Origin of the sequence: Collinsella sp. AF15-51, from assembly GCF_003462845.1 — a bacterium.
Lineage (GTDB): Bacteria > Actinomycetota > Coriobacteriia > Coriobacteriales > Coriobacteriaceae > Collinsella.
Genome location: NZ_QRYG01000001.1, coordinates 61,248 through 82,801 on the forward strand (window position 1 = coordinate 61,248; position 21,554 = coordinate 82,801).

General features: G+C 60.0%; 22 protein-coding genes. 20 read left to right on the forward strand and 2 right to left on the reverse strand.

Annotated features, from left to right (window positions below; genetic code table 11):
- The 12 genes from DWW51_RS00300 (at position 1) to DWW51_RS00355 (ending at position 13,162) form a co-directional block, all read left to right on the forward strand.
- Positions 1–1,128, forward strand: coding sequence for an ATP-binding protein (locus tag DWW51_RS00300; RefSeq protein WP_117772886.1), 1,128 nt, complete (start codon positions 1–3; stop codon positions 1,126–1,128).
- Entirely contained in the window at positions 1,119–2,819 is a 1,701-nt protein-coding gene (locus DWW51_RS00305; protein ID WP_117772888.1) for a regulatory iron-sulfur-containing complex subunit RicT, read from the forward strand. The genes DWW51_RS00300 and DWW51_RS00305 overlap by 10 nt, the downstream gene beginning before the upstream one ends.
- A gap of 102 nt (positions 2,820–2,921) precedes the next feature.
- The gene (locus DWW51_RS00310) at positions 2,922–3,728 is read left to right on the forward strand and encodes a ComF family protein (RefSeq protein WP_231501531.1); all 807 of its coding nucleotides are present in this window, start codon (positions 2,922–2,924) and stop codon (positions 3,726–3,728) included.
- 10 nt (positions 3,729–3,738) lie between these two features.
- The gene (locus tag DWW51_RS00315) at positions 3,739–4,848 is read left to right on the forward strand and encodes a hypothetical protein (protein WP_124786548.1); all 1,110 of its coding nucleotides are present in this window, start codon (positions 3,739–3,741) and stop codon (positions 4,846–4,848) included.
- Between the two features lie 750 nt (positions 4,849–5,598).
- Positions 5,599–6,606 carry an ABC transporter substrate-binding protein gene (locus DWW51_RS00320; RefSeq protein ID WP_197032105.1) on the forward strand — a complete coding sequence of 336 codons (1,008 nt, stop codon included), beginning with the start codon at positions 5,599–5,601 and terminating at the stop codon, positions 6,604–6,606.
- Between the two features lie 317 nt (positions 6,607–6,923).
- Positions 6,924–7,508, forward strand: coding sequence for a ribosome hibernation-promoting factor, HPF/YfiA family (gene hpf, locus DWW51_RS00325; RefSeq protein ID WP_035137685.1), 585 nt, complete (start codon positions 6,924–6,926; stop codon positions 7,506–7,508).
- Between the two features lie 79 nt (positions 7,509–7,587).
- A complete protein-coding gene (locus tag DWW51_RS00330) occupies positions 7,588–8,541 on the forward strand; it encodes a DegV family protein (protein ID WP_089572413.1) in 954 nt (317 codons plus the stop codon).
- A gap of 98 nt (positions 8,542–8,639) precedes the next feature.
- Positions 8,640–9,719, forward strand: a complete 1,080-nt coding sequence (locus DWW51_RS00335; RefSeq protein ID WP_117772896.1) for an NAD(P)-dependent oxidoreductase — start codon at positions 8,640–8,642, stop codon at positions 9,717–9,719.
- 5 nt (positions 9,720–9,724) lie between these two features.
- Complete coding sequence (locus DWW51_RS00340; RefSeq protein WP_117772898.1) at positions 9,725–10,153, forward strand: hypothetical protein; 429 nt, start codon at positions 9,725–9,727, stop codon at positions 10,151–10,153.
- Positions 10,154–10,168: 15 nt separating this feature from the next.
- Positions 10,169–10,867 carry a HEAT repeat domain-containing protein gene (locus DWW51_RS00345; RefSeq protein ID WP_117772900.1) on the forward strand — a complete coding sequence of 233 codons (699 nt, stop codon included), beginning with the start codon at positions 10,169–10,171 and terminating at the stop codon, positions 10,865–10,867.
- A 6-nt stretch (positions 10,868–10,873) separates the two neighbouring features.
- The gene (locus DWW51_RS00350) at positions 10,874–11,959 is read left to right on the forward strand and encodes an isocitrate/isopropylmalate dehydrogenase family protein (protein ID WP_022094615.1); all 1,086 of its coding nucleotides are present in this window, start codon (positions 10,874–10,876) and stop codon (positions 11,957–11,959) included.
- A 126-nt stretch (positions 11,960–12,085) separates the two neighbouring features.
- The gene (locus DWW51_RS00355) at positions 12,086–13,162 is read left to right on the forward strand and encodes a hypothetical protein (RefSeq protein WP_117654919.1); all 1,077 of its coding nucleotides are present in this window, start codon (positions 12,086–12,088) and stop codon (positions 13,160–13,162) included.
- A gap of 112 nt (positions 13,163–13,274) precedes the next feature.
- Here the strand turns inward: DWW51_RS00355 and DWW51_RS00360 are convergent, their stop codons facing one another.
- A complete protein-coding gene (locus DWW51_RS00360; protein ID WP_117564746.1) occupies positions 13,275–13,511 on the reverse strand; it encodes a helix-turn-helix transcriptional regulator in 237 nt (78 codons plus the stop codon).
- 9 nt (positions 13,512–13,520) lie between these two features.
- Positions 13,521–14,159: a DUF2975 domain-containing protein gene (locus DWW51_RS00365; protein ID WP_117564747.1), complete on the reverse strand. Its 639-nt coding sequence runs from the start codon at positions 14,157–14,159 to the stop codon at positions 13,521–13,523.
- Positions 14,160–14,860: 701 nt separating this feature from the next.
- Here DWW51_RS00365 and DWW51_RS00370 point away from each other — a divergent pair.
- The 8 genes from DWW51_RS00370 to nagA all read left to right on the forward strand — a co-directional run bounded on the left by DWW51_RS00370 (position 14,861) and on the right by nagA (position 21,552).
- Positions 14,861–15,304 carry a PTS fructose transporter subunit IIA gene (locus tag DWW51_RS00370; protein WP_117772902.1) on the forward strand — a complete coding sequence of 148 codons (444 nt, stop codon included), beginning with the start codon at positions 14,861–14,863 and terminating at the stop codon, positions 15,302–15,304.
- Positions 15,304–15,585 (forward strand): preprotein translocase subunit YajC, encoded by a 282-nt coding sequence (gene yajC / locus DWW51_RS00375; RefSeq protein WP_022094612.1) that lies wholly within the window; start codon positions 15,304–15,306, stop codon positions 15,583–15,585. The genes DWW51_RS00370 and yajC overlap by 1 nt, the downstream gene beginning before the upstream one ends.
- 36 nt (positions 15,586–15,621) lie before the next feature.
- Positions 15,622–16,104, forward strand: a complete 483-nt coding sequence (agaV, locus tag DWW51_RS00380) for a PTS N-acetylgalactosamine transporter subunit IIB (protein ID WP_089572404.1) — start codon at positions 15,622–15,624, stop codon at positions 16,102–16,104.
- A gap of 90 nt (positions 16,105–16,194) precedes the next feature.
- Complete coding sequence (locus DWW51_RS00385) at positions 16,195–16,995, forward strand: PTS sugar transporter subunit IIC (RefSeq protein ID WP_089572403.1); 801 nt, start codon at positions 16,195–16,197, stop codon at positions 16,993–16,995.
- A complete protein-coding gene (locus DWW51_RS00390; protein WP_022094609.1) occupies positions 16,985–18,067 on the forward strand; it encodes a PTS system mannose/fructose/sorbose family transporter subunit IID in 1,083 nt (360 codons plus the stop codon). Before DWW51_RS00385 ends, DWW51_RS00390 begins: the two co-directional genes overlap by 11 nt.
- A 185-nt stretch (positions 18,068–18,252) precedes the next feature.
- A complete protein-coding gene (locus tag DWW51_RS00395) occupies positions 18,253–18,984 on the forward strand; it encodes a GntR family transcriptional regulator (protein ID WP_117772904.1) in 732 nt (243 codons plus the stop codon).
- 114 nt (positions 18,985–19,098) lie between these two features.
- Complete coding sequence (locus DWW51_RS00400; protein WP_117772906.1) at positions 19,099–20,265, forward strand: SIS domain-containing protein; 1,167 nt, start codon at positions 19,099–19,101, stop codon at positions 20,263–20,265.
- A gap of 117 nt (positions 20,266–20,382) precedes the next feature.
- Positions 20,383–21,552 carry an N-acetylglucosamine-6-phosphate deacetylase gene (nagA, locus tag DWW51_RS00405; protein WP_117772908.1) on the forward strand — a complete coding sequence of 390 codons (1,170 nt, stop codon included), beginning with the start codon at positions 20,383–20,385 and terminating at the stop codon, positions 21,550–21,552.
- The last annotated feature ends 2 nt before the right edge of the window (positions 21,553–21,554 follow it).

The following is a 21,554-nucleotide window of genomic DNA, read 5'->3' on the forward strand; positions in this document are numbered from 1 at the left end:
ATGGCCCCCGCTCAGGCAAGCCTGCTGGCCAAGCTCGACACCCAAGAGCGCGTGCGCGACTTTTTGACCAATGCCGTCGCTAGCGGTCGCGCGTCGCACGCCTACCTGTTTTTGGGCGCGCCCGGCGCGGGCAAGCTCGACGCCGCGTGGGCGCTCGCCCAAGCCTTCCTGTGCGAGCAGGACGGCTGCGGCGCATGCGACAGCTGCGTGCGCGTCTCTCGACATACGCATCCCGACGTGCACTATTACACGCCCGAGAGCGCCACGGGTTACCTCATCGCCCAGACCCGCGAGCTGCTCGACGACGTGCCGCTGGCGCCCATCCGCGCCAAGGCAAAGGTCTACATCATCGACCGTGCCGAGCAGCTGCGCGCCAACACCGCCAACGCGCTGCTCAAAACGCTCGAGGAGCCGCCCGAGGGCGTCATGTTCATCCTGTTGGGTACCTCGGCAGACGTGATGCTGCCCACCATCGTGAGCCGCTGCCAGTGTGTGCCGTTTCGGCTGGTGTCTCCCACCGTGGCCGCGCAGGTCGTGAGCCGCGCCACCGGGCAGGATCCCGCGCGCTGCCGCATGGCCGTCGCCGTGGCGGGAAGCCCCACGCGTGGTATCGAGTTCCTCAAGAGCGCCGAGCGCCAGGACGCCCGTCGCCAGATGATCCGTGCCATCGACTCACTCATTGCCGCCGACGAGGCCGATGTACTCAGCCGTGCCAAGTCGCTCATCGTCGCCGTCAAGGCGCCGTTGGCCGAGGTCAAGTCCACGCAGGAAAAGGTGCTCGAGCAAAATGCCGACTACCTGTCGCGTGGAGCATTGAAGCAGCTTGAGGACCGCAACAAGCGCGAACTCAACGCGCGCGAGCGTTCGGGTATCATGGAAGCGCTGGCGAGCGCGCGGACGCTCATGCGCGACGTGCTGCTGACGCTTCAGGATGAGGCGGCCGACGTCGTGAACGAGGATGTGCGCGACACGATCGGTCGGCTTGCCGCCGCGACCAATGTTGCGGGTGCCACCCAGGCGCTCGAAGCGGTCGCAACCGCCGAGCGCAACATCGCCAGAAACGTTACTCCCCAGCTGGCCATCGAGGTCATGCTGTTCGATATCAGGAAGGCACTGAAATGCCGTTAGTCGTACCCGTTAAGTTTACCTACGCCTCGCGCGACCTGTGGTTCGACCCGCAGGATTTGGATATCCTCGAGGCCGATTATGCCATCTGCTCCACCGAGCGCGGAACCGAGATCGGCCTGGTCACGGCCGATCCCTTCGAGGTACCGCAGGACGAGATCGGCCAGCCGCTCAAGCCCGTGCTGCGCGTGGCGAGCGACATCGACCTGCAGCTTGCCGATGATCTGGCCATCCAGGGCGACGAGGCCATGGTCGATTTCCGTCGCCTGGTCAAGGAGCTCGACCTCGAGATGAAGCCGGTCGGCGTGGAGTACCTGTTTGGCGGCGAGAAGGCCGTGTTCTACTTTGCGGCCGAGGAACGCGTCGATTTTCGCCAGCTCGTCAAGGATCTGTCCTCGACGCTGCACATTCGCGTCGACATGCGCCAGATCGGCGTGCGCGACGAGACTCGCCTGGTGGGCGGCTATGCCCAGTGCGGCCAGGAGCTCTGTTGCACGCGCTTTGGCGGACAGTTTGAGCCCGTCTCGATCCGCATGGCAAAAGAGCAGGACCTGCCGCTCAATTCCTCCAAGATCAGCGGCGTTTGCGGCCGCCTGATGTGCTGCCTGCGCTACGAGTTCGAGGCCTACAAGGACTTTAAGAGCCGCGCGCCCAAAAAGAAGACGCTTATCGATACGCCGCTCGGCAAGGCGCGTATTCAGGAATATGACACGCCGCGCGAGCAGCTGGTGCTGCGCCTGGAGAACGGCAAGGTCTTTAAGGTCAACCTGGCTGATATGACCTGCTCGGAGGGCTGCAAAAAGAAGGCCGCCGAGCAGGGCTGCAGCTGCCGCCCCGACTGCGTGACGCGCGACGTGCTCGAGCGCATCGAGTCGCCCGAGATGCGCCTGGCGCTCATGGAGCTCGACCGCGAGAACGGCGTCGACGTGGGCGATGGCCTGTCGAGCGCCGACCGTCTTGCTGGCACGTCGATGCCCAAGCGCCGTCGTCGCGATGCCGATTCCGATGCCCGCGCCGGTCAGGGGCAGGGCGAGGGTCGTGGCCGCGGAAAGGGCCGTGGCAATGCCGCAACGCCTGAGGCCGAGGAGGCCGCCGGTGGCCGTCGTCGTCGCAAGCGCGCGGGCTCGGGCGATGTCGGCGAGGCCGCTCCCGCAGGCAAGAATTCCCCCCGCGAGCGCGAAGCTCAGCAGCCTCAACAGCAAAATCGCGGCGGTGGCATGAATCCCACGCGCCGTCGCCGCCGCCATTTGTCGAGCGAGGAGCGCGAGGACGCCTTCCGCGCCGCAGCCGCTCGCGAAGCCGGTGCCGCCCCCAAGGGTGGTTCGGGTTCCGATACGCCTGCCGACAAGGGTAGCAAGCAGCGCAACGATGACGAGCGCGCCCCGCGTCCGCGTCGTCGCCATTCCTCGGGCACGCAGCAAAAGCCCTCGGTGCCCTCCGTTGCCGATCAGGTCTCGGATGGCGAGGTCAAGGTCACGCGTCGTCGCCCCGGAGATGGCGGAGGGGCGGCTGCCAAGGCCGCGCGCGGCGCTGCTCGCGACGAACGCGAGTCGCGCGAAGATCGTGGTGGCGAGGGTTCGGCCGACCAGGGCCAGAAGCGCCGTCGCCGTCGTCGTTCCCGCAAGCCGCGTCAAGATGGTGGCGAGGGTTCGACCCCGTCTTCGTCTGCACCACAACCGCCTACCGGCGAATAGCGCCCGCAAACGGATTTAACCTGCCTGACCCCAAACGCGTCGGGGTACCATAGCACTGAATCAACAACCCTCCCTGCGACCGAACGTAGGGAGGGTTGTGTCGTGAAGAGATATTTGAATGTGTTGGGATGCCTGCAAGGTGCCGGCATCCTGCCGTTTGCGGACGAATTGCTACCGTTTGCCGAGCTGGCGGCGTACGAGGCGCTTGAGGCGTTGTCGCCTACGCGATGCGCCGGCTGCGAGCGCTCCGGCGCGCTTATTTGCCAAGACTGCTTGGCGGCGCTTGCGCTCATCGACCCGCGGCATAGCTGCACTCGATGCGGCGCCCCGTTTGGAGACTTGCTGTGCACCGAGTGCTCGGTCGAGGGTTCGTCCTCGGCGATGGCCGAAGCACTCGACCGGTGCCTGGCATGTGCCGTTTACGCGCATCCGCTGCCGCGGATCATTAAAGCGTACAAAGACGCGGGCGAGCGACGCCTGGCGCCGTATCTGGCAGAGCTGCTATACGACACCGCCTTACATGCCCAGGTCGCGGCGCCCGAACGCTTAGGCGGTGTGTTGTCCGGCGCCGATGCGGTGGTGTTTGTGCCCGCGACTGCGGCGGCGTTTCGGCGACGCGGCTTCGATCATATGGAGGCCATCGCGCGCCCATTTTGCGAGCTGTCGGGTGTTCCGTTGCTCGACGCCCTCGTTAAATACGGCCATGGCGACCAGCGTGAACTCGGCCGTGAAGAACGCCGTGAACGCGTCCGAGGCATGTACGAGACCGTTGAGGACGTGCGGGGCCGCCGCCTGCTGCTTATCGACGACGTTATCACCACGGGTGCGACGATGGCAGCGGCTTCGGCGGAACTCAAGCGCGCCGGTGCCGCGGCCGTTGATGGCCTCGCTATCGCACGTGTTTGGTAGGGGTGGTTTTGTGGCAGTGAAGATTGAGCGGCGCAACGAGCCGACAGGCGAACAGCTAGCGGCTTCCGTAATCCTAACAGGCGCTTCAGCGCTGCGCATGATGCGCGCCGAGCGCCGGCAGATGGGCTATATCAGCTGGAAGGACCTCAATCCCGATGAAGAGCGCCGTGTGCTGCGCACGTCGTCGCCCTCGACCGAGGACATCTATCTTCCCGACTTGGTGCGAATTGGAGCCGCAAGCGGCGAGGTGCAAGAGGATTTGTGCTTGCTGGTGGGATCTGCGGCGCAGCGCCGCCGCATGCCTAGCGTAGGCTGGTCCGTGTGTTCCGGGTTGCCCGCCGGCTCGATTCTAGAGGTGGAACCGGGGGTGTACAGCTTGTCTCCCGAGGCCCTCTGCCTTGCCGTTGCGCGCGAACTTGGCTGTATCCAGGCATTTGCCCTGGCCCAGGAGCTGTGCTCTAAGATTTCACTGAGCGACCGCGGGAAGTATCTGCCTCCCTACACCTCGCCTGTTACGAATAAACTTGCAAAGGACAAGGACCAGCCAGCAGACGTGGGCTACTTTGAAGTCGAGCCGGCGCTGACGCCCGATCGCCTGGCAGATTACCTTGCGGCATGCAAGGGGAATGTGGCCAAACAGCTGCTGCGTCTGTGTCCCTACCTGTCAGAAAACCTGCTCTCGCCCATGGAGTGCATCATGCTCGCTCTGTTTTCGCTTCCGTTTTCCTATGGCGGATTTGACTGCGGTCCCTTTAAGACCGACTACAAGATCGAGTTCGATGACCGCGCGCAGGCAATCTCGGGGATGCCGCATGCAGTTTGCGATGCGTATCAGGAAGCAGCCCGGTTTGACCTTGAATACAACGGTGAGCTGGGCCATTCCTCCCGGAGGGGACGTATCCATGATGAAAAACGCAACACGGGCTTGATTACTATGGGAATCGAGGTCGCGACGGTCAACAACGAAATGCTCTGCGACATGGAAGCGATGGAAGCGCTCGCATGGCGCATCCACCAGCGTATGCGAAAGCGGTACCGGAATCGTGTCGATGCCCGCAGGAAGAAGCAAGAGGCGTTGCTTAACACGCTGCGGGCGTGTTTTGGGCTTAAGCCGGTCTAATTCACGTCGAAAATAGGGGGTTAATCATATGCCCTGGCCAAAATATGGCAAATATGAGTACTGTCACTAAATCAGTAACAGCAAAATCAAGGAATTTAGGACTCGGAGGCGGCATAAAGTAAGAAGATAATAAACAAATGTGGAATAACTAAGCATCAGGTTAGCGACATTGAGCGCAAAATCTGTCCGAGAGGCCAAAATTGCCTGTTACTAAATTGGTGACAGTACTCATATCTGCCATTTTTTGGCCACGGCACCCTAGGAAGGGTGCCCCGGAGCTCCCCATAGGGGAGCTCCGGGCTTCACAGAGGCACGAATAGCCCACTCCGACCTGCGAAATCTGTACTCGCGATGCGAATGACGCCCCTAACCTTAAACTTTAGCTTGAACTTAGCTATAATGCGCTACGTTCCTACCAGGCTGTGGTTGCGGACGGACGAAATGCCCGTCCTAGTCCAAGACAGACGCGGTCAAAGGGATCCACGTAAGCGACCGCGTGCGCGCGGCGCGATCATGGCGCGTCCTAGATGTAAGCCGCACCGTCCGTTCTACTTTCTTTGGGGCAATACCGCCTCGCGGGCGAGCGGGCCAGTCGTGAAGGTGGCTGCGGCCTCCCGAGCAAACACCCCGGTGCGCAAGTGTGGGGTCAAATACCAGGTCAGCTGGTGGGAACAATCTGATATTTCGTGCAACGCACGGATCGTATACGACACAGAAGGCAGGGTAGTGGACATGGTGAGGGGCAGCTTGATGCACGCGGCTCGGTTAGGTGCTGGGACCGCAGCGGTCATCGCCGTTTTGGGCCTGAGCGGATGCGCGTTCAACCCGCTGTCTACGTTCACGACTCCCACGATCGACCAGATCGAGTACGAGACCGTCACGTCCGCGGTGTCGGATGATGCCCTGGTCACCCCCGGTACCCTGACGGTTGCCCTCGATACCTCCGATGCGCCGCAGGCCATGCAGGGCGCTGACGGCGAGCTCACGGGGTATGCAGTCGACGCTGCCCGCGCCCTCGCAAGCCGCATGGGCCTTAAGGTCGCCTTTGTCGATGCGTCCTCGGCAGGTTCCGCGCTCGGTGACAAAAAGGCTGATATCTTTATCGGCGAGATCAACTCCACGGATGGGGACGTTAGCTCGCTCGGCACCTGCCTGTACGATGCCGCTTCCGTGTTCGGTAAAACCAGCGATGGTGGGTCGCTAAGCGTTTCCACCGATACCCTTAACACGTCTACTCTGGGTGTCCAGATGTCCTCGGCCTCGCAGGAGGCGCTTGCTAAGCAGAGCATCACCGCCAACCAAAAGACCTACTCCAACATCAACGAGTGCTTTGAGGCACTCGAGTCCGGCGAGGTCGACTATGTAATCTGCGACTCCACGGCCGGCGGCTACCTTGCACGCCTGATGAGCGAGGTCTCCTATGCCGGTTCGCTCGAGGCGCCCTCGACGCTTGGTGTTGCGGGCCTCTCGTCCAATGACGAACTGTGCCGTGCCGTGAGCGATGCCCTCGACGGTATTACGGCCGACGGCACGCTCGAGGCGGTCCACTCTGTCTGGTATGGCAGGATGCCCTACGACCTCACCACTAAGACGGTTTCGGGCGCTAACGTGCAGCCGGGCGACTCTGAGTCCAGTGAGACCGCATCCTCCGGCAGCGAGTCCTCCGATTCCAACAATGTGACCGCATCCTCCGAAGACAAATCGTCCAGCCAGGAAGACACTATCACCGACGACGACATTAACAAGCTCAATAGCTAGTTATTGCTAGGGGTGGCGTCTCCTACGCGCTAGGAGGGACGCCTCTTCACGGTTTCAACACGCATCGCCGGGCTCTCCCAACAGGGGAGCCCGGCTTTTTCGTTTCCAAAAAACCAGCAGGTCAAAGACATTTTTTAGGTGCAAAAGCAAAGTCGCCGTCGCTCTTCCATAGCGCACTTTGCCACAGAAAAGTGCGAGACTTCGGTATGCGGTATCAAGCAATCGTTATTCGGGTCTTTAGGAATCCGCGTGATTAAATGCACGGCAATGGGTACATAGCCAGTACAGTAAGTCCCCGAGGCAGATTGGAGCCACGTATGGATATCAAGGTTTCTGGACGCAAGACGACGGTAACCGATGCTCTGCGTGCGCATGTGGATGAGAAGATCGGCGAGGCGCTCAAGGTTTTCGATATCGAGCCCATGACAGTCGACGTCGTGCTTCGTTATGAGAAGAACCCCTCGAACCCCAACCCGGCAATCGTCGAGGTCACGGTTCGTGCCCGCGGCTCTGTGATTCGCGTTGCCGAGCACGGCGCAGATATGTATGCCGCCATCGACCTCTCCGCCGATAAGGTTACCCGCCAGCTGCGCAAGTTCAAGACTAAGGTCGTGGACAACCGCCAGGGTGGTGCCAGCGCCGCGGATGTCGCACCGGTCGAGCGCGTCGAGGATCTGGCCGACCTGCTGCTGCCCGAGGAGGAAGACGACCTGCTCGTCCGCGAGAAGGTTATCGACGTCACTCCGATGACTGAGGAGCAGGCGCTGGTGCAGACCGATCTGCTCGGTCACGACTTCTACGTGTTCGAGAACGCGACGACCGGCCTTATCAATGTGGTGTATCACCGTAAGAATGGTGGATATGGCATCATCAAGCCCCGCATCGAAACACTTGACGAGTAAAATACGTTAACTTGCATGAGTTAACGGCTGGCGGCCATCCCATGCGGGTGGCCGCCTTTTTACGTAAGGAGTCGCTTTGATGGACAAGGCCGCATCCGCCGGTCATTCGGACCGTTGCCGCATCGTCGTCGATACCTGCTGCGACTTTAGCCCCGAGGTCGCCGCGAACCTCGATGTCGATATCCTGGGTTTCCCCTTCATTATCGATGGCGAGGAGCGTACGGACGACATCTGGTCGAGCATCACACCCAAGGAGTTCTACGACCGCATGCGCGCCGGTGCCCGCGTGTCCACCTCGGCTGTGTCGCTCGGTCGCTATATCGAGTTCTTTACCGAGTGCGCCAAAGAGGGTACGCCCACGGTCTACCTGTGCTTTACCTCGGCGCTGTCGTCGAGCTACAACTCCGCGTGCCAGGCGGCGGACGCCGTGCGCGCCGAGTATCCCAACTTTGAGCTGTACGTGGTCGACAACGCTCTGCCCTGCGCGACCGGCGAGCTCCTGGCGCTCGAGGCCGTGCGCCAGCGCTCGGCGGGACTGACTGCTAAGCAGCTGGTCGACTGGGCAAACGAGGCCAAGACCTATGTCCACGGTTACTTTACGCTCGAGAGCTTTGACGCGCTGGCTGCCGGCGGCCGCATTCCGCCCGCGGCGGCACAGCTCACGGCAAAGCTCGACGTCAAACCCGAGCTGTCCTACGACCTGGCCGGCTCGCTGTCGCTGATCGGCGTCAACCGCGGTCGCAAGAAGGCGCTCAAGTCCATTCTCAAGTCGTTCCGCGAGAACTATGTGCCCGATCGCACCATGCCCATCGCCATTATGACGGCCGATGCCGAAAAGGACGGCGACTGGCTCGAGGCCGCCATCCGCAAGGAGGAAGGCTGCGCCGACGTGACCATCATCCGCAGCTCTGTGGGCCCCACCATTGGCTCGCACGTGGGCCCCGGCATGGTGGCTTGCGCGTTTTGGGGCAAGAACCGCGCCGACAAGGCGTCGCTTTCCGACCGCATCGCCCGCCGCGTGCGCGGTCAGTAGGCAAGTAACGCGGCCGTAATCGATCCCAACTCACAGCCCAAACGCTGGCACCGAGTATTCAACCTGGTAATAACACCCAACCCAAAAGGAAAGGCTTCATGGCAAACAAGCTCTCTGTCGCATTCATCGGCACCGGAATCATGGGTGCCCCCATCGCCGGCCACATCCTGGATGCCGGCTATCCCGTCACGGTCAACAACCGTACCAAGTCCAAGGCCGTCGCGCTTATCGAGCGCGGTGCCGTTTGGGCCGATACGCCGGCAGATGCCGTGGCGAACGCCGACGTCGTCTTTACCATGGTGGGTTATCCCTCCGAGGTCGAGGAGCTCTACCTGGCGGGCGACGGCCTGCTCGCGTGCACTAAGCCCGGCGCGGTCCTGATCGACCTCACCACAAGCTCGCCCGAGCTGGCGCGCGACATTGCCGAGGCCGCCCAGGTTTCCGGCCGCATGGCGTTTGACTGCCCCGTCACCGGCGGCGAGTCGGGCGCTATCGCCGGTACGCTCACGGCTATCGTGGGCGCTACCGAGAACGACATCGCGCCGGTCCGCGACATCCTTGCCACCTTTGCGGCCAACATCTGCTGCTTCGACGGCGCCGGCAAGGGCCAGGCTGCCAAGCTCGCCAACCAGGTGTCGCTGGGCGCCTGCATGGTCGGCATGGCAGACGCCATGGCATTTGCCGAGCTGAGCGGCCTTGACCTGGAGAAGACCCGCCAGATGATCCTGGGCGGTACCGGCAAGTCCGGCGCCATGGAGAGCCTGGCTCCCAAGGCGCTTGACGGCGACTACAAGCCCGGCTTTATGGTCGAGCACTTCATTAAGGACCTGCGCTTGGCGCTCGCTTACGCCGATGACCGCGAGCTCGCGCTGCCCGGTGCCGACGTCGCTTTTACGCTCTACGACATGCTCGACGCCATCGGTGGCGCCAAGCTGGGCACCCAGGCCATCACGGTTCTCTACAAGGAGGAGGCCGACGCCATCGCCGCCGGTCTGGACTGGTCGCAGTATCGTCCCGAGGAGCACGGTGCCCACGAGGAAGGCTGCGGTTGCGGCGAGCATGGCGACGACCACGAGTGCTGCGGTGGCCACCACCACGGCGAGGACCACGAGTGCTGCGGCGGTCACGGTCACGATGACGGCCACGAGTGCTGCTGCGGCCACCATCACGAGGAGTAGCGCCTATGAGCTGGACGTTCGTGGTGCTTGCGCTGGTGCTCTTTCTCTTTGCGATCTACATCGGCTTTTTGTGCGGCCAGTGGGCCTGCGAAAAGCGCGTCATCACCAAGCGCGACTACTGGATCGCCAACTTTGCAGGAGCGGCGGCAGTCGTCCTGCTGACTTGGGTGTTCTCGCTGTTCCCGCTGGTGCAGTTTGCGCCGATTGGCTGGCTCGGCGGCTTTATCGCCGGCCTTAAGATGAGCTTTGGCGAGTCCGTCGGCCCGTGGCGCAAGCACGACGAGGTTTTTAACGTCAACAAAGCCCATCGCGCCGCCGCCGATGCGGGCGATGCCGAGGAGCGCCGCCGTGCGCGTCGCAAGGGCGCAGCCAACCGGCAGCTCATCTCGGTCACCGATGACAGCAAGGGTGCTGGCAAGCACGCTAAGAAATAGTAAGAAGAGGTAACTATGGCAGAAAATAAAGACGAACAGCTCACCGACGAGGAGCTGGCACAGCTCCAGCTGGCAGAGGAGAACGAGAACGCCGTCGACCGTCTGGTCCAGGAGCTCGGCTGCCCCACGCGCCGCATCCGCCAGTTTGCCGCCCGCGTGCTGCACCTGCTTGCCGAGCGCGATCCGCAGCGCGTCGAGCCCTGCGTACCCGCGCTGATCGAGGCGCTCGACCGCCCCGAGGCGCAGACCCGCTGGGAGGCCCTCGATGCCCTGACGGCGCTCGCCACCACCTGCCCCGAGCAGCTGGGCGATGCCTTTGAGGGCGCCGAGACCGCACTGTTCGACGAGATCTCCTCCACGCTGCGCTATGCCGCCTTCCGCCTGCTGTGCGTGTGGGGTGCCACGAGTGTCGAGCGTTCGCGCGAGGCTTGGCCCATCCTGGATGAGGCCATCCAGTGCTACCACGGCGACCTTGAGTATCGCGACATGCTCGGTTGCCTGTACGAGTTTTGCCAGGGCGAGATCGACGCCGAGGTCGCAGAGAAGCTTGCGCTGCGCCTTAAGTTCGACGCCGAGAACGGCAAGGGCAGCTATCTCAAGGCCCGTTCGAGCGAGATTTGCGAAATGCTTGTTAAACGTTTTGGCCTGGATCTCTCCAAAAAGAAGAAGCGTGCTAGCGTTAAAAAATCTGACGACGCCGAAGACGAGGAGTAACAGATTATGGCGCACGATGTAGTCCTGATTCCCGGTGACGGTATCGGTCCCGAGATTACGCAGGCCATGCGCCGCGTGGTCGAGGCCACCGGTGTCCAGATTAACTGGAATGTCCAGGAGGCCGGCGCCGGCGTCATGGACGAGTTTGGCACGCCGCTGCCCCAACATGTGCTCGATGCGGTTGCCGAGACTAAGGTCGCCATCAAGGGGCCCATCACCACGCCGGTCGGCACGGGTTTCCGCAGCGTCAATGTTGCTCTGCGTAAGCACTTCGATCTGTACGCCTGCGTGCGCCCCTGCCTGTCGCAGCCGGGCGACGGCTCGCGCTTCCGTGACGTCGACCTGGTCATCGTGCGCGAGAACACCGAGGACCTCTACGCCGGTATCGAGTTCGATGAGGGCGCTGCCGAGGTCGAGGAGCTTTCGCAGCTCGTCGAGCGCTCGGGCCAGAAGACCTTCGCCGCGGATTCCGCCATCTCGATCAAACCCATCTCCATCGCCAAGAGCCGCCGCATTGTGGAGTACGCCTTTGAGTACGCCCGCCGTTGCGGTCGCAAAAAGGTGACGGCCGTGCACAAGGCCAACATCATGAAGGCAACCGACGGCCTGTTCCTGCGCGTTGCGCGCGAGGTGGCCGCCAACTATCCCGACATTGAGTTCAACGACAAGATCGTCGACGCCACCTGCATGGGCCTGGTCCAGAACCCCAACGACTTCGATGTCCTGGTGCTGCCCAACCTGTACGGCGACATCGTGAGCGACCTGTGCGCCGGCCTGGTGGGCGGCTTAGGGATGGCCCCCGGCTCCAACATCGGTGCCGACTGTGCCATCTTTGAGGCGACGCACGGCTCCGCTCCCGATATTGCTGGTCAGGATATCGCCAACCCCACGGCCGAGATTCTCTCTGCCGCGATGATGCTCGATCACCTAGGCGAGAACGACGCGGCCAATCGCATTCGTGCCGCCGTCTCTGCCACGCTCGACGAGGGCGAGCAGGTTACCGGTGACGTGCGTCGTGCCCAGACCGGCTCCGTTGAGGGCGCTGTGGGTACGCAGGCATTTGCCGATGCCGTTATCGCGCACCTGGCCTAAGGCATGCACACTGCAAACGCCTAAATAGTACTTAAGTGTTTGCGTATAACCTAAGAATCAATACGCCCGGCGCTCTGTCGGGCGTATTCTATTGGGGACTATGTTTCCTAACAAGGAGTAACCGATATGGGTCTGATTCAAAAGAAGGACGAGATCGACGGCATCCAGATCATCGAGCGCGGCGAAGGACCCGACGGTGACGAGGACGAGAAGATCGACCTGGTCGCCGGTACGTCTGCCGAGCACATTGCCGCCGGCACGACGGCCGAGGAGGAGGACGCCCGACTGGAGGCTCGGATTGCCGCGGATGCCGCTGACGAGAACCTCATGCCCGAGGAGCAGGATGAGGACAGCGACTCCGACGTGGACGACCACGCTTGCAAGCACAAGAAGACGATGATTGCCGCCTTTGTAGTTGCAGTCGTGATCGCTGCCGTGGTCGGCTTCTTTATTGGCAACGGTGGTTTTGGCGGCAAGGGCGTCGGCTCGGCGACCCTGACCGAGGACCAGCTCGATTCGACCGTGGCGAGCTACAGCTACAACGGCAAGAAGAGCGACATCACCGCGCGCGAGGCCATCGAGAGCCAGTACAGCCTCGATACCGTCAAGGATAGCGATGGCAACTACACCGCTCCTTCTGCCGACGTCATCCTGTCCTATGTGCGCAACAAGATCCTGCTCGACGCTGCCGAGGACGAGGGCATTACCGTCTCTTCTAAGGAGATGAAGAAGTACGCCGAGGATTCCATCGGCACTTCGGACTACAAGACCATGGCCACGCAGTACGGCGTGTCCAAGGACCAGGCCAAGCAGATCGTCCGTCAGTCCGCGACGCTGCAAAAGCTCTACAAGAAGAAGGTGGGCGATAGCTCTGCAAGCATGCCGACCGCCCCGACCGAGCCTGCTGACGGCAACGAGGAGACCGCGAGCAAGGACTACGCCGACTACATCATCAAACTTGCCGGCGACGAGTGGGATAGCTCGAAGGGCACCTGGAAGGACGCCGACAGCACCTATGCTAAGGCCTTCGCCGACGATGCCTTTACCGCCGATAGCGCCACCTATAAGCAGGCCATGACTGCCTATTACACTGCTTACCAGCAGTATTCTTCGCAGGCTTCGAGCGCCAGCTCCAAGTGGACCGAGTATGCCAACGGCCTGTACGCCAAGGCCAACATCAGCATCTACGGCCTGTTTGCGTAAGATTTGCCCGAGCTACCGAGCGCGAAGCTGATATATCTGATTAAGCCCGCTAGAACGGATGTCGTTCTAGCGGGCTTATTGCGTTTAGGCGCTGGTGGCTAAATTATGTCTATTAATCTTTAAGTCCAAAGAGGTTATCGGCTTCATCGTCAGGCATATATTCCAGTACATCGCCCGGTTGGCAGTCGAGTGCCCGGCATATCGCGTCAAGAGTTGAAAAGCGCACGGCAGAAACCTTGCCCGTCTTGATGCGCGACATATTGACCTGGGAGATACCCACGCGTTCCGCAAGCTCTTTGGATGAAATCTTGCGTTCGGCAAGCATGCGGTCGAGCCGCAGAATAATCATGGATTCCCCCTAGAGCAACTCGTCATCTTGTTTTTGCAGGATACACCCGTACTGGAAGATGCTGGCAATCAGGCTAATAATTAGGCCTGCAAAGAGCATAGAGAGGTCGAGATGCTGCCCGCCAAGCGCATCCGTAAAGCTACCGCCAAATCCTGAGAGTATCAGCCCTGTGACTATGGCACCAAAAAGTTTCACGGCAGCGCCGCCGATAAGGAACAAATGTCCTATTTGACGTAGTATGCGGATGCATTCGAGGTCAAAGGGCCTGCCCGCCTTTTCAATGGCGGAGAAAAACCTGTATGCGCTTAGCGCGATGGCAAGCGCGAGGCATGCCATCATGGCGCTCCCTATGGCAGTATGACCGTCGTGCGCGACAAGCATAAGAGGAGTCTGTTCATTGGTGCCGACGAGAGCGAGAATTGGCCCTTCGCTAGCCTCAAGCTCTACGGATTGGAGACAGAACCCTTGGGAGAGGCTAGGCAATATGACTAGATCTTCGATTGCAATGACTGCGAGGAGTGCCAGAGCGAGCGCCACGATGGTGCAGATTGTGCCCCATTTGCAGTAGCGAGTGAGCTTCCTCAGTTTGGCTATTGCCTGTTCACGGTCGATGGCTTCATTCGATTTGGATACGTTCCAGCGGATCATAGCTCCTCCAACCAATGTCTTGGATGATACTTGTATCTTATATCATACTTAATGATAAACGATAAACAATTACAGATTAGAGTAAGTAATGTTTGTGAGACGAATAGCGAGAGCTATGGCATATTCAGGGAATGGGAGTTTGGAACGCGGGGGATGGACGAGTATTGAAATACCCTGCAACCGCGCAAGTGCTTCATCGAGTCTCCCCAATTCATCTAGGAAAAAGGCTGCAAACGATTGAAATTCTCCGGTGAACGGTCGAAAACTACCGTTCACCGATAATTTCTAAACTGGTTCTAACTGGTATTAAGTCAAAAAGACCAATTCACAAATCTTCACAATGACCTGCACTTTTTCTACACGCTATATTTAGCCACCCTGTGTTGTTTAGACACGAAAATAGTTGTGATCGATTGCCAAAGCATTTCGAAACGGTTTCAAAACTGTAGGTAGAAGTGTTAATGAGCGGTAAACGGTCGATTTATCACCGTGAACGGTGCAAAAACGTTTTACTGTATGAATCAGCGAAAGCGACCTCTTCTGGGGTGATATAGTGTCAACAACACGTCACGTGGTTACTACCAGTTTAGAAACCACTGGTCTTCAAAGAACGCTTTCTAAGAAGCTTTAAGGGCGAGCGCCCGCTGGCTTCCGAAAATTATCGGACTCAGATCGTACACACCTTCGGAAGGGAAATTTGAATGGTTGGCTTTATTCTTACCGGTCATGGACAGTTCGCACCCGGCCTTGCAAGTGCTATCGCTATGGTTGCCGGCGATCAGCCCGCTTTTACCGTCGTTCCTTTTGAGGGCGACCAGGCTGCTTCCTACGGTGAGGATCTCCGCGCCGCTATTACCGCCATGCGCGAGGAGTGCGATGGCGTGCTCGTCTTTACCGACCTGCTCGGTGGTACTCCGTTCAATCAGTCGATGATGATTGCCCAGGATGTCGACAACGTCGAGGTTCTGACTGGCACCAACCTTCCCATGGTTATTGAGCTTCTGTTCCTCCGCGGTAACGCCACGCTCGCCGAGCTTGGCGAGCAGGCCGTGACCGTTGGTCAGACGGGCGTCACCGCCCAGACGGTCGCATCCGTTGCCGGCTCCGACGAAGAGGATATCTTCGGCGACGAGGACGGCATCTAATGGCCGATTTCGGAGCCAACGTCCTGAGCTCCTCGGTCGCCCTTTTAGGCCTGCTTGTCATCATGGGCTTGATTTACACCATCTGGTCGCAAATCAACATGAAGAAGAAGCAGAAGTACTTCAAGGAGCTGCACACCGAGCTCAAGCCGGGTCAGGAGGTTCTTTTCGCCGGCGGTATCTACGGAACCGTCAAGGGCATCGAAGGCGAAAAGGTCCAGATCAAAGTCCGATCCGGTGCCGTCGTAGATGTTTCGCGTTACGCGATTCAGGAGATCAAGTAACTGTCGTCAGCAAATAACGAAAGGAAGCTGATCAACATGGCAGAACCCAACATTCTTCTTACCCGCATCGATAACCGACTGGTCCATGGTCAGGTCGCTACCCAGTGGAACTCCACCCTGGGCTCCAACCTCATCCTCGTCGCCAACGACGATGTGTCGACCAACACCATGCGCCAGAACCTCATGAAGATGGCCGCTCCCGCCGGCGTCGCTACGCGTTTCTTCTCCCTGCAGAAGACCATCGACGTCATTGGCAAGGCGAGCCCGCGCCAGAAGATCTTCATCGTGGCCGAAACACCGGAAGACGTGCTTACGCTCGTCAAGGGCGGTGTGCCTATAAAGAAGGTAAACATCGGCAACATGCACATGTCGGAAGGAAAGCGCCAAGTCGCCACCTCCGTCGCAGTTAACGACGAGGATGTCGCTGCGTTTAAAGAGCTGCAGGAATTGGGGGTGGAGTTGGAGATCAGGCGCGTTCCGAGCACGCCTGTTGAGGACACGAGCAAGCTCTTCTCGTAATCCTCGTGATCCACGTTGTCAGGATTGAAACCCTGACATTCTGTACGTGATATCCAAAGTGCGTACATACATTTTGAAAGGAGGAGCAAGATGGAATACTCGATCATCCAGGTCGCTCTGGTCTTCATCGTCACGTTCGTCGCGGCAATCGACCAGTTCAACTTCCTCGAGTCTCTCTATCAGCCCATCGTCACCGGCGCCGTCATCGGTCTTATCCTTGGCGACCTCAACACCGGTCTTCTCGTGGGTGGTACCTATCAGCTCATGACGATCGGCAACATGCCGATCGGAGGCGCTCAGCCGCCTAACGCCGTCATCGGCGGCATCATGGCAGCCATTCTCGCTATCGCTACGGGCCTCGAGCCCAACGCGGCAGTCGGCCTTGCCATTCCGTTCGCTCTGCTTGGTCAGCTCGGCGTTACCCTGGTCTTCACGCTTATGTCGCCCCTCATGTCCTCCGCGGACAACATGGCTCATAACGCTGACACCAAGGGCATCGAGCGTCTGAACTACTTCGCCATGGCTCTGCTCGGCCTGATCTTCGCTGTCGTCGTCACCCTGTTCTTCATCGCTGGCGCTACCATCGGTCAGACCATCGCTTCCGCCATCCCGACTTGGCTGCAGACCGGTCTGTCCGCTGCAGGCGGCATGATGCGCTTCGTCGGCTTCGCCGTCCTGCTCAAGGTTATGATGAACCGCGATATGTGGGGCTTCTTCCTCATGGGCTTTGGCCTCGCGCTCATCACCGTTGCCAACGATTCTCTGGCAACCCCTGCCCTGCTCATCCTCGCTCTCATCGGCTTCGGCATCGCTTTCTGGGACTTCCAGCAGCAGACCGAGCTGAAGGGTGCAGCTGTTTCTGACGGAGGTGACTTCGAAGATGGCATCTAATGAGTATGTGATCCCGGAGCACTACGAGGATCTCACTCCTGCTCCGCAGCTCGACCAGAAGACCCTCAACAAGATGGCTTGGCGCTCCTGCTTCCTGCAGGCATCGTTCAACTACGAGCGCATGCAGGCCGCTGGCTGGCTTTACTCCATCATCCCCGGTCTGGAGAAGATCCACACCAACAAGAACGACCTCGCGGCTTCCATGAGCCACAACCTGGAGTTCTTCAACACCCACCCGTTCCTCGTCACCTTTGTTATGGGTATCGTGCTTTCGCTCGAGCAGAACAAGGTTGACATCCCCACGATCCGCGCCGTCCGCGTCGCCGCAATGGGCCCGCTCGGTGGTATCGGTGACGCCCTGTTCTGGCTGACGCTCGTGCCTATCACGGCCGGCATCACCTCCAACATGGCCATCAACGGCAACGCCGCTGCGCCGATCATCTTCCTGGTGATCTTCAACGTCGTCCAGTTCGCTCTGCGCTTCTGGCTCATGAACTGGTCCTACAAGCTTGGCACCAGCGCTATTGACGCTCTGACTGCCAACATGCAGGCCTTCACGCGTGCCGCTTCCATTATGGGCGTCTTCGTCGTCGGTTGCCTGGTCGTCACCATGGGTGGCACCCAGATCAACCTCCAGATCCCCAACGGCACCACCCGTGGCCTCTCCGCTACTACCGTGATCGTCTCCGAGAAGGAGGCCGAGAACTTCACCGGTATGGAGGGCATCGATACCGAGACCGCTGAGGCCGGTACCATCGCCATGACCGATGAGGACGGCAACGCCCTCACCGCTTCCGATGCCGACGGCAACGCTGTCGAGTGCGGCGTCACCGATCTGGGCAACGGCATGGAGTCCGTTACCTACGGCACCGTCACCGAGGATCCGGTCAACTTCTCTGTTGCCGACACCCTCAACACCATCGTCCCGAAGCTCGTCCCGCTTATGCTTACGCTGCTGCTTTACTACATGTTCGCTAAGCACAGCTGGACCCCGACCAAGGGCATTCTGCTGCTCTTCGTCCTGGGCATCCTGGGCGCTGGCCCGCTTGGTCTCTGGCCGAGCATCTGGTAAGGCTCTAGCTTGAGGGGTGTGTCCCTGCGCGGCTCACACCCTGACCCCTTAAGCCATGTGTATGTTAAAAGCCGCGTGCTCGAAAGAGCGCGCGGCTTTTGTTTTCTTGATGAGTCGGGTGTTGCAGAACGATAATGCTTAACACCCTAGGTAGTTAGCCGAATTCGAGCAAAAGGGAGGATAGGATGGCGATCGGAGCGCGTAGGCAGCCGCTGTACGATCAGCTGGTCGATATTCTGACCGAAAAGATTGACCATGAATATCGCGCCGGTGACATGATTCCTTCCGAGCGCGAACTTTCGGAGCGCTATGGTCTCTCGCGCACTACGGTACGCTTGGCTCTGCAGGAACTGGAGCGTTTAGGACTGGTGGTTCGGCAGCACGGTCGCGGTACCTTTGTGACCGACCGTTCGGCAAAAGCAACCAATCTTATGCAGTCCTACAGCTTTACCGAGCAGATGCGCGCGATGGGTCGAGAACCCGAGACCACGATTCTCGAGTTTTGCGAGATGGAGGCCGATAAGAATCTGGCCGAGCATATGGGATTGCGTATCGGTGATCGCATTTTTAAGCTTAAGCGCCTTCGTTCTGCCGACAACATGCCCATGATGGTCGAACGCAGCTATCTACCGGTTCGTCAATTTCTGTCCCTAAAGCGACCGCTGCTGGAGCGCAAGCCGCTTTACGATGTGATTGAGCAGGACTTTCAGCAAAAGATACGCGTGGCTGAAGAGGAGTTCTATGCGAGCATAGCCCGTCCCACCGACGCCCACCTTTTGGGAATTGTCGAGGGCTCGCCTGTGCTCGATTTGGTCAGGACTACGTATAACGAGTCAAACGAGGTTGTGGAGTATACACTCTCGGTTGCTCGTGCCGATCAGTTTAAATACAAGGTTTACCACCAGCGTAGCAACTAGTGTCCGCATCGTTTCCATATGGTGATTCTTTGCATTTAACTGGTTACTACCAGATAACCAACCGAAGTGTATAATTGCACGTCAGAGGATTACTTCTAGAGAGAGGTATTAGAAATGTTCGAGAAGAGTGTCGAGGAGCTCACCGAGCTCGGCGCCCAGATCACCACGGCCGAGATTGCTCAGCAGCCCGAGCTTTGGCGTGATACGCTCAACATCTATCGCGAGAACAAGGAGGCCATCGAGGCCTTCCTGGCCGAGGCTCGTGCTATGGGCGAGGGCCGTCTGTCCGTTGTCTTCACCGGTGCCGGTACGTCCGACTACGTTGGCGATACCTGCGCCCCGTACCTGCGTCACGCTGGCAACACTGATCTCTACGACTTTAAGCCCATCGCCACGACAGACATCGTGAGCGCTCCGCGCGATTTCCTGCGCGCCGAGGATCCCACGCTCGTGGTTTCCTTTGCCCGCTCTGGCAACAGCCCCGAGAGCCTTGCCGCCGTTGCCGTTGCCAAGGAGCTCGTTCACAACGTCAAGTTCCTCAACATCACCTGCGCTCCCGAGGGCAAGCTCGCCGTTGAGTCTGCCGATGATCCCAACGCGCTGACGCTGCTCATTCCGCGCGCCAACGACAAGGGCTTCGCCATGACCGGCTCCTACACCTGCATGACCCTGCTCTCTACCCTCATCTTTGACGAGGCTTCCGACGAGCAGAAGGCCGAGTGGGTCGAGACCATCGCCAAGATGGGCGAGGAGGTCATCGCTCGCGAGTCCGAGGTTGCCGACTACCTCGCTGGCGACTTCAACCGCGTGACCTACTTGGGCTCCGGCTCCTTTGGCGGCCTTGCTCAGGAGAGCCAGCTCAAGATCCTCGAGCTCGCTCACGGTCTGGTTGCTACTTCCTACGACACCTCCATGGGCTATCGTCACGGACCTAAGTCTTTCGTCGACGATAAGACGCTCGTCTTCGTATTCGTCAACAACGACGCCTACACCCGTCAGTACGACATCGACATCCTCAACGAGATCGGTGGCGACGATATTGCTCAGCACACCGTTGCCGTTCAGCAGGATGGCGCTACTGTCTACGAGGGTGAGTCCTTCACCTTTAAGGGCTATGAGGCACTCCCCGAGGGTTACCTTGCTCTGCCGTTCGTGATGTTTGCCCAGGCAATCAGCCTGCTCAACTCCGTGCGCGTGGGCAACACGCCCGATACGCCGAGCCCCACCGGCACGGTCAACCGCGTGGTCAAGGGCGTGACGATTCACCCCTTCACCGCTTAATCGCGTCCCCCTGTAAGGGCGCCCGTCCGCTCATAACGGCGGGCGGGCGCTTTTTGTTTTACGTGAGCTGGGTATAAGCATCACCACAGTCAACTGCTTTAGAAGCAAGGAGTGCATATGAGCACGTACGCAATTAAGGCTGACAAGTTCTTCTTGCCGGCAGGCCCGCAACTGGGCGGCTATCTTATGGTCGAGGATGGCGTCTTTGGCGCCTGGCAGGCCGACGAGCCCTCTTGCGAGATTAAGGATTACACGGGATCGTGGATCGCACCGGGTATGGTCGACACCCACATCCATGGCTTCTATAACCACTCGACTACCGATAACGATCCCGAGGGCATCGATATCAGCTCGACCGAGCTCGCCCGTCGCGGCACCACCAGCTGGCTGCCCACGACGTTCACCGATGGCGTCGAGCAGATCAAGGACGCCTGCGCCGCCATCGCCCAGGCGGACGAGGGTCGCGGCCCCGACTTCTGCGGTGCTCGCATTCAGGGCATCTACCTGGAGGGCCCCTTCTTTACCATGAAGCACGTGGGCGCGCAGAACCCCGCTTATCTGATCGACCCCTCCGAGGAGGTCTTCGATCAGTGGCAGGAGGCTGCGGGTGGCCGCATCGTTAAGAGCGCCATGGCGGCCGAGCGCGACGGTGCCGCTGCTTATGCGGCTGCTCTGAACGCCAAGGGTGTGGTGACCAGCATCGGTCACTCCGACGCCACCTACGATGAGTGCATCGCCGCCATCAACGCCGGCGCCAGCTGCTTTACGCATACCTATAACGGCCAGCGCGGGCTGCATCACCGTGAGCCCGGTGTCGTGGGTGCTGCCATGTCCACGCCCGAGACCTACGCCGAGATCATCTGTGACGGCAAGCACGTGAACCCTGCCGCCATCAAGGCGCTGCTGCAGGCAAAGGGCTGGCAGCATACGGTGCTCATCACCGACTGCCTGGGCTGCGGCGGCATGCCCGAGGGCAGCTACACCAGTGGCGGCATGGACGTCATCATGAAGGACAACTTGTGCTGGCTCGCCGACGGCAAGAGCATTGCCGGCTCGGTGCTCACGCTTGCCCAGGGCGTCAAGAACATCGTCGACTGGGGCATCGCCAGCGCCGATATCGCCATTCGCATGGCAACCGAGGTGCCGGCGCGCTCCGCGCACATCGAGGATAAGTGCGGCAGCATCATGCCGGGTCGCGACGCCGACTTTGTCGTGTTCGACCGTGAGCTCACCCTCGTCGAGACGTATGTTGGCGGCCAGAGCGTCGGCAACGCCTTTACCGAGTAACG

Excerpts from the sequence above, each read along its gene's own strand:
- DWW51_RS00300 (WP_117772886.1), top strand. The coding sequence starts at position 1 with ATGGCCCCCGCTCAGGCAAGCCTGCTGGCCAAGCTCGACACCCAAGAG.
- DWW51_RS00305 (WP_117772888.1), top strand. The coding sequence starts at position 1,119 with ATGCCGTTAGTCGTACCCGTTAAGTTTACCTACGCCTCGCGCGACCTG.
- DWW51_RS00320 (WP_197032105.1), top strand. The coding sequence starts at position 5,599 with ATGCACGCGGCTCGGTTAGGTGCTGGGACCGCAGCGGTCATCGCCGTT.
- hpf (WP_035137685.1), top strand. The coding sequence starts at position 6,924 with ATGGATATCAAGGTTTCTGGACGCAAGACGACGGTAACCGATGCTCTG.
- DWW51_RS00330 (WP_089572413.1), top strand. The coding sequence starts at position 7,588 with ATGGACAAGGCCGCATCCGCCGGTCATTCGGACCGTTGCCGCATCGTC.
- DWW51_RS00335 (WP_117772896.1), top strand. The coding sequence starts at position 8,640 with ATGGCAAACAAGCTCTCTGTCGCATTCATCGGCACCGGAATCATGGGT.
- DWW51_RS00340 (WP_117772898.1), top strand. The coding sequence starts at position 9,725 with ATGAGCTGGACGTTCGTGGTGCTTGCGCTGGTGCTCTTTCTCTTTGCG.
- DWW51_RS00345 (WP_117772900.1), top strand. The coding sequence starts at position 10,169 with ATGGCAGAAAATAAAGACGAACAGCTCACCGACGAGGAGCTGGCACAG.
- DWW51_RS00350 (WP_022094615.1), top strand. The coding sequence starts at position 10,874 with ATGGCGCACGATGTAGTCCTGATTCCCGGTGACGGTATCGGTCCCGAG.
- DWW51_RS00355 (WP_117654919.1), top strand. The coding sequence starts at position 12,086 with ATGGGTCTGATTCAAAAGAAGGACGAGATCGACGGCATCCAGATCATC.
- DWW51_RS00360 (WP_117564746.1), bottom strand. The coding sequence starts at position 13,511 with ATGATTATTCTGCGGCTCGACCGCATGCTTGCCGAACGCAAGATTTCA.
- DWW51_RS00365 (WP_117564747.1), bottom strand. The coding sequence starts at position 14,159 with ATGATCCGCTGGAACGTATCCAAATCGAATGAAGCCATCGACCGTGAA.
- DWW51_RS00370 (WP_117772902.1), top strand. The coding sequence starts at position 14,861 with ATGGTTGGCTTTATTCTTACCGGTCATGGACAGTTCGCACCCGGCCTT.
- yajC (WP_022094612.1), top strand. The coding sequence starts at position 15,304 with ATGGCCGATTTCGGAGCCAACGTCCTGAGCTCCTCGGTCGCCCTTTTA.
- agaV (WP_089572404.1), top strand. The coding sequence starts at position 15,622 with ATGGCAGAACCCAACATTCTTCTTACCCGCATCGATAACCGACTGGTC.
- DWW51_RS00385 (WP_089572403.1), top strand. The coding sequence starts at position 16,195 with ATGGAATACTCGATCATCCAGGTCGCTCTGGTCTTCATCGTCACGTTC.
- DWW51_RS00390 (WP_022094609.1), top strand. The coding sequence starts at position 16,985 with ATGGCATCTAATGAGTATGTGATCCCGGAGCACTACGAGGATCTCACT.
- DWW51_RS00395 (WP_117772904.1), top strand. The coding sequence starts at position 18,253 with ATGGCGATCGGAGCGCGTAGGCAGCCGCTGTACGATCAGCTGGTCGAT.
- DWW51_RS00400 (WP_117772906.1), top strand. The coding sequence starts at position 19,099 with ATGTTCGAGAAGAGTGTCGAGGAGCTCACCGAGCTCGGCGCCCAGATC.
- nagA (WP_117772908.1), top strand. The coding sequence starts at position 20,383 with ATGAGCACGTACGCAATTAAGGCTGACAAGTTCTTCTTGCCGGCAGGC.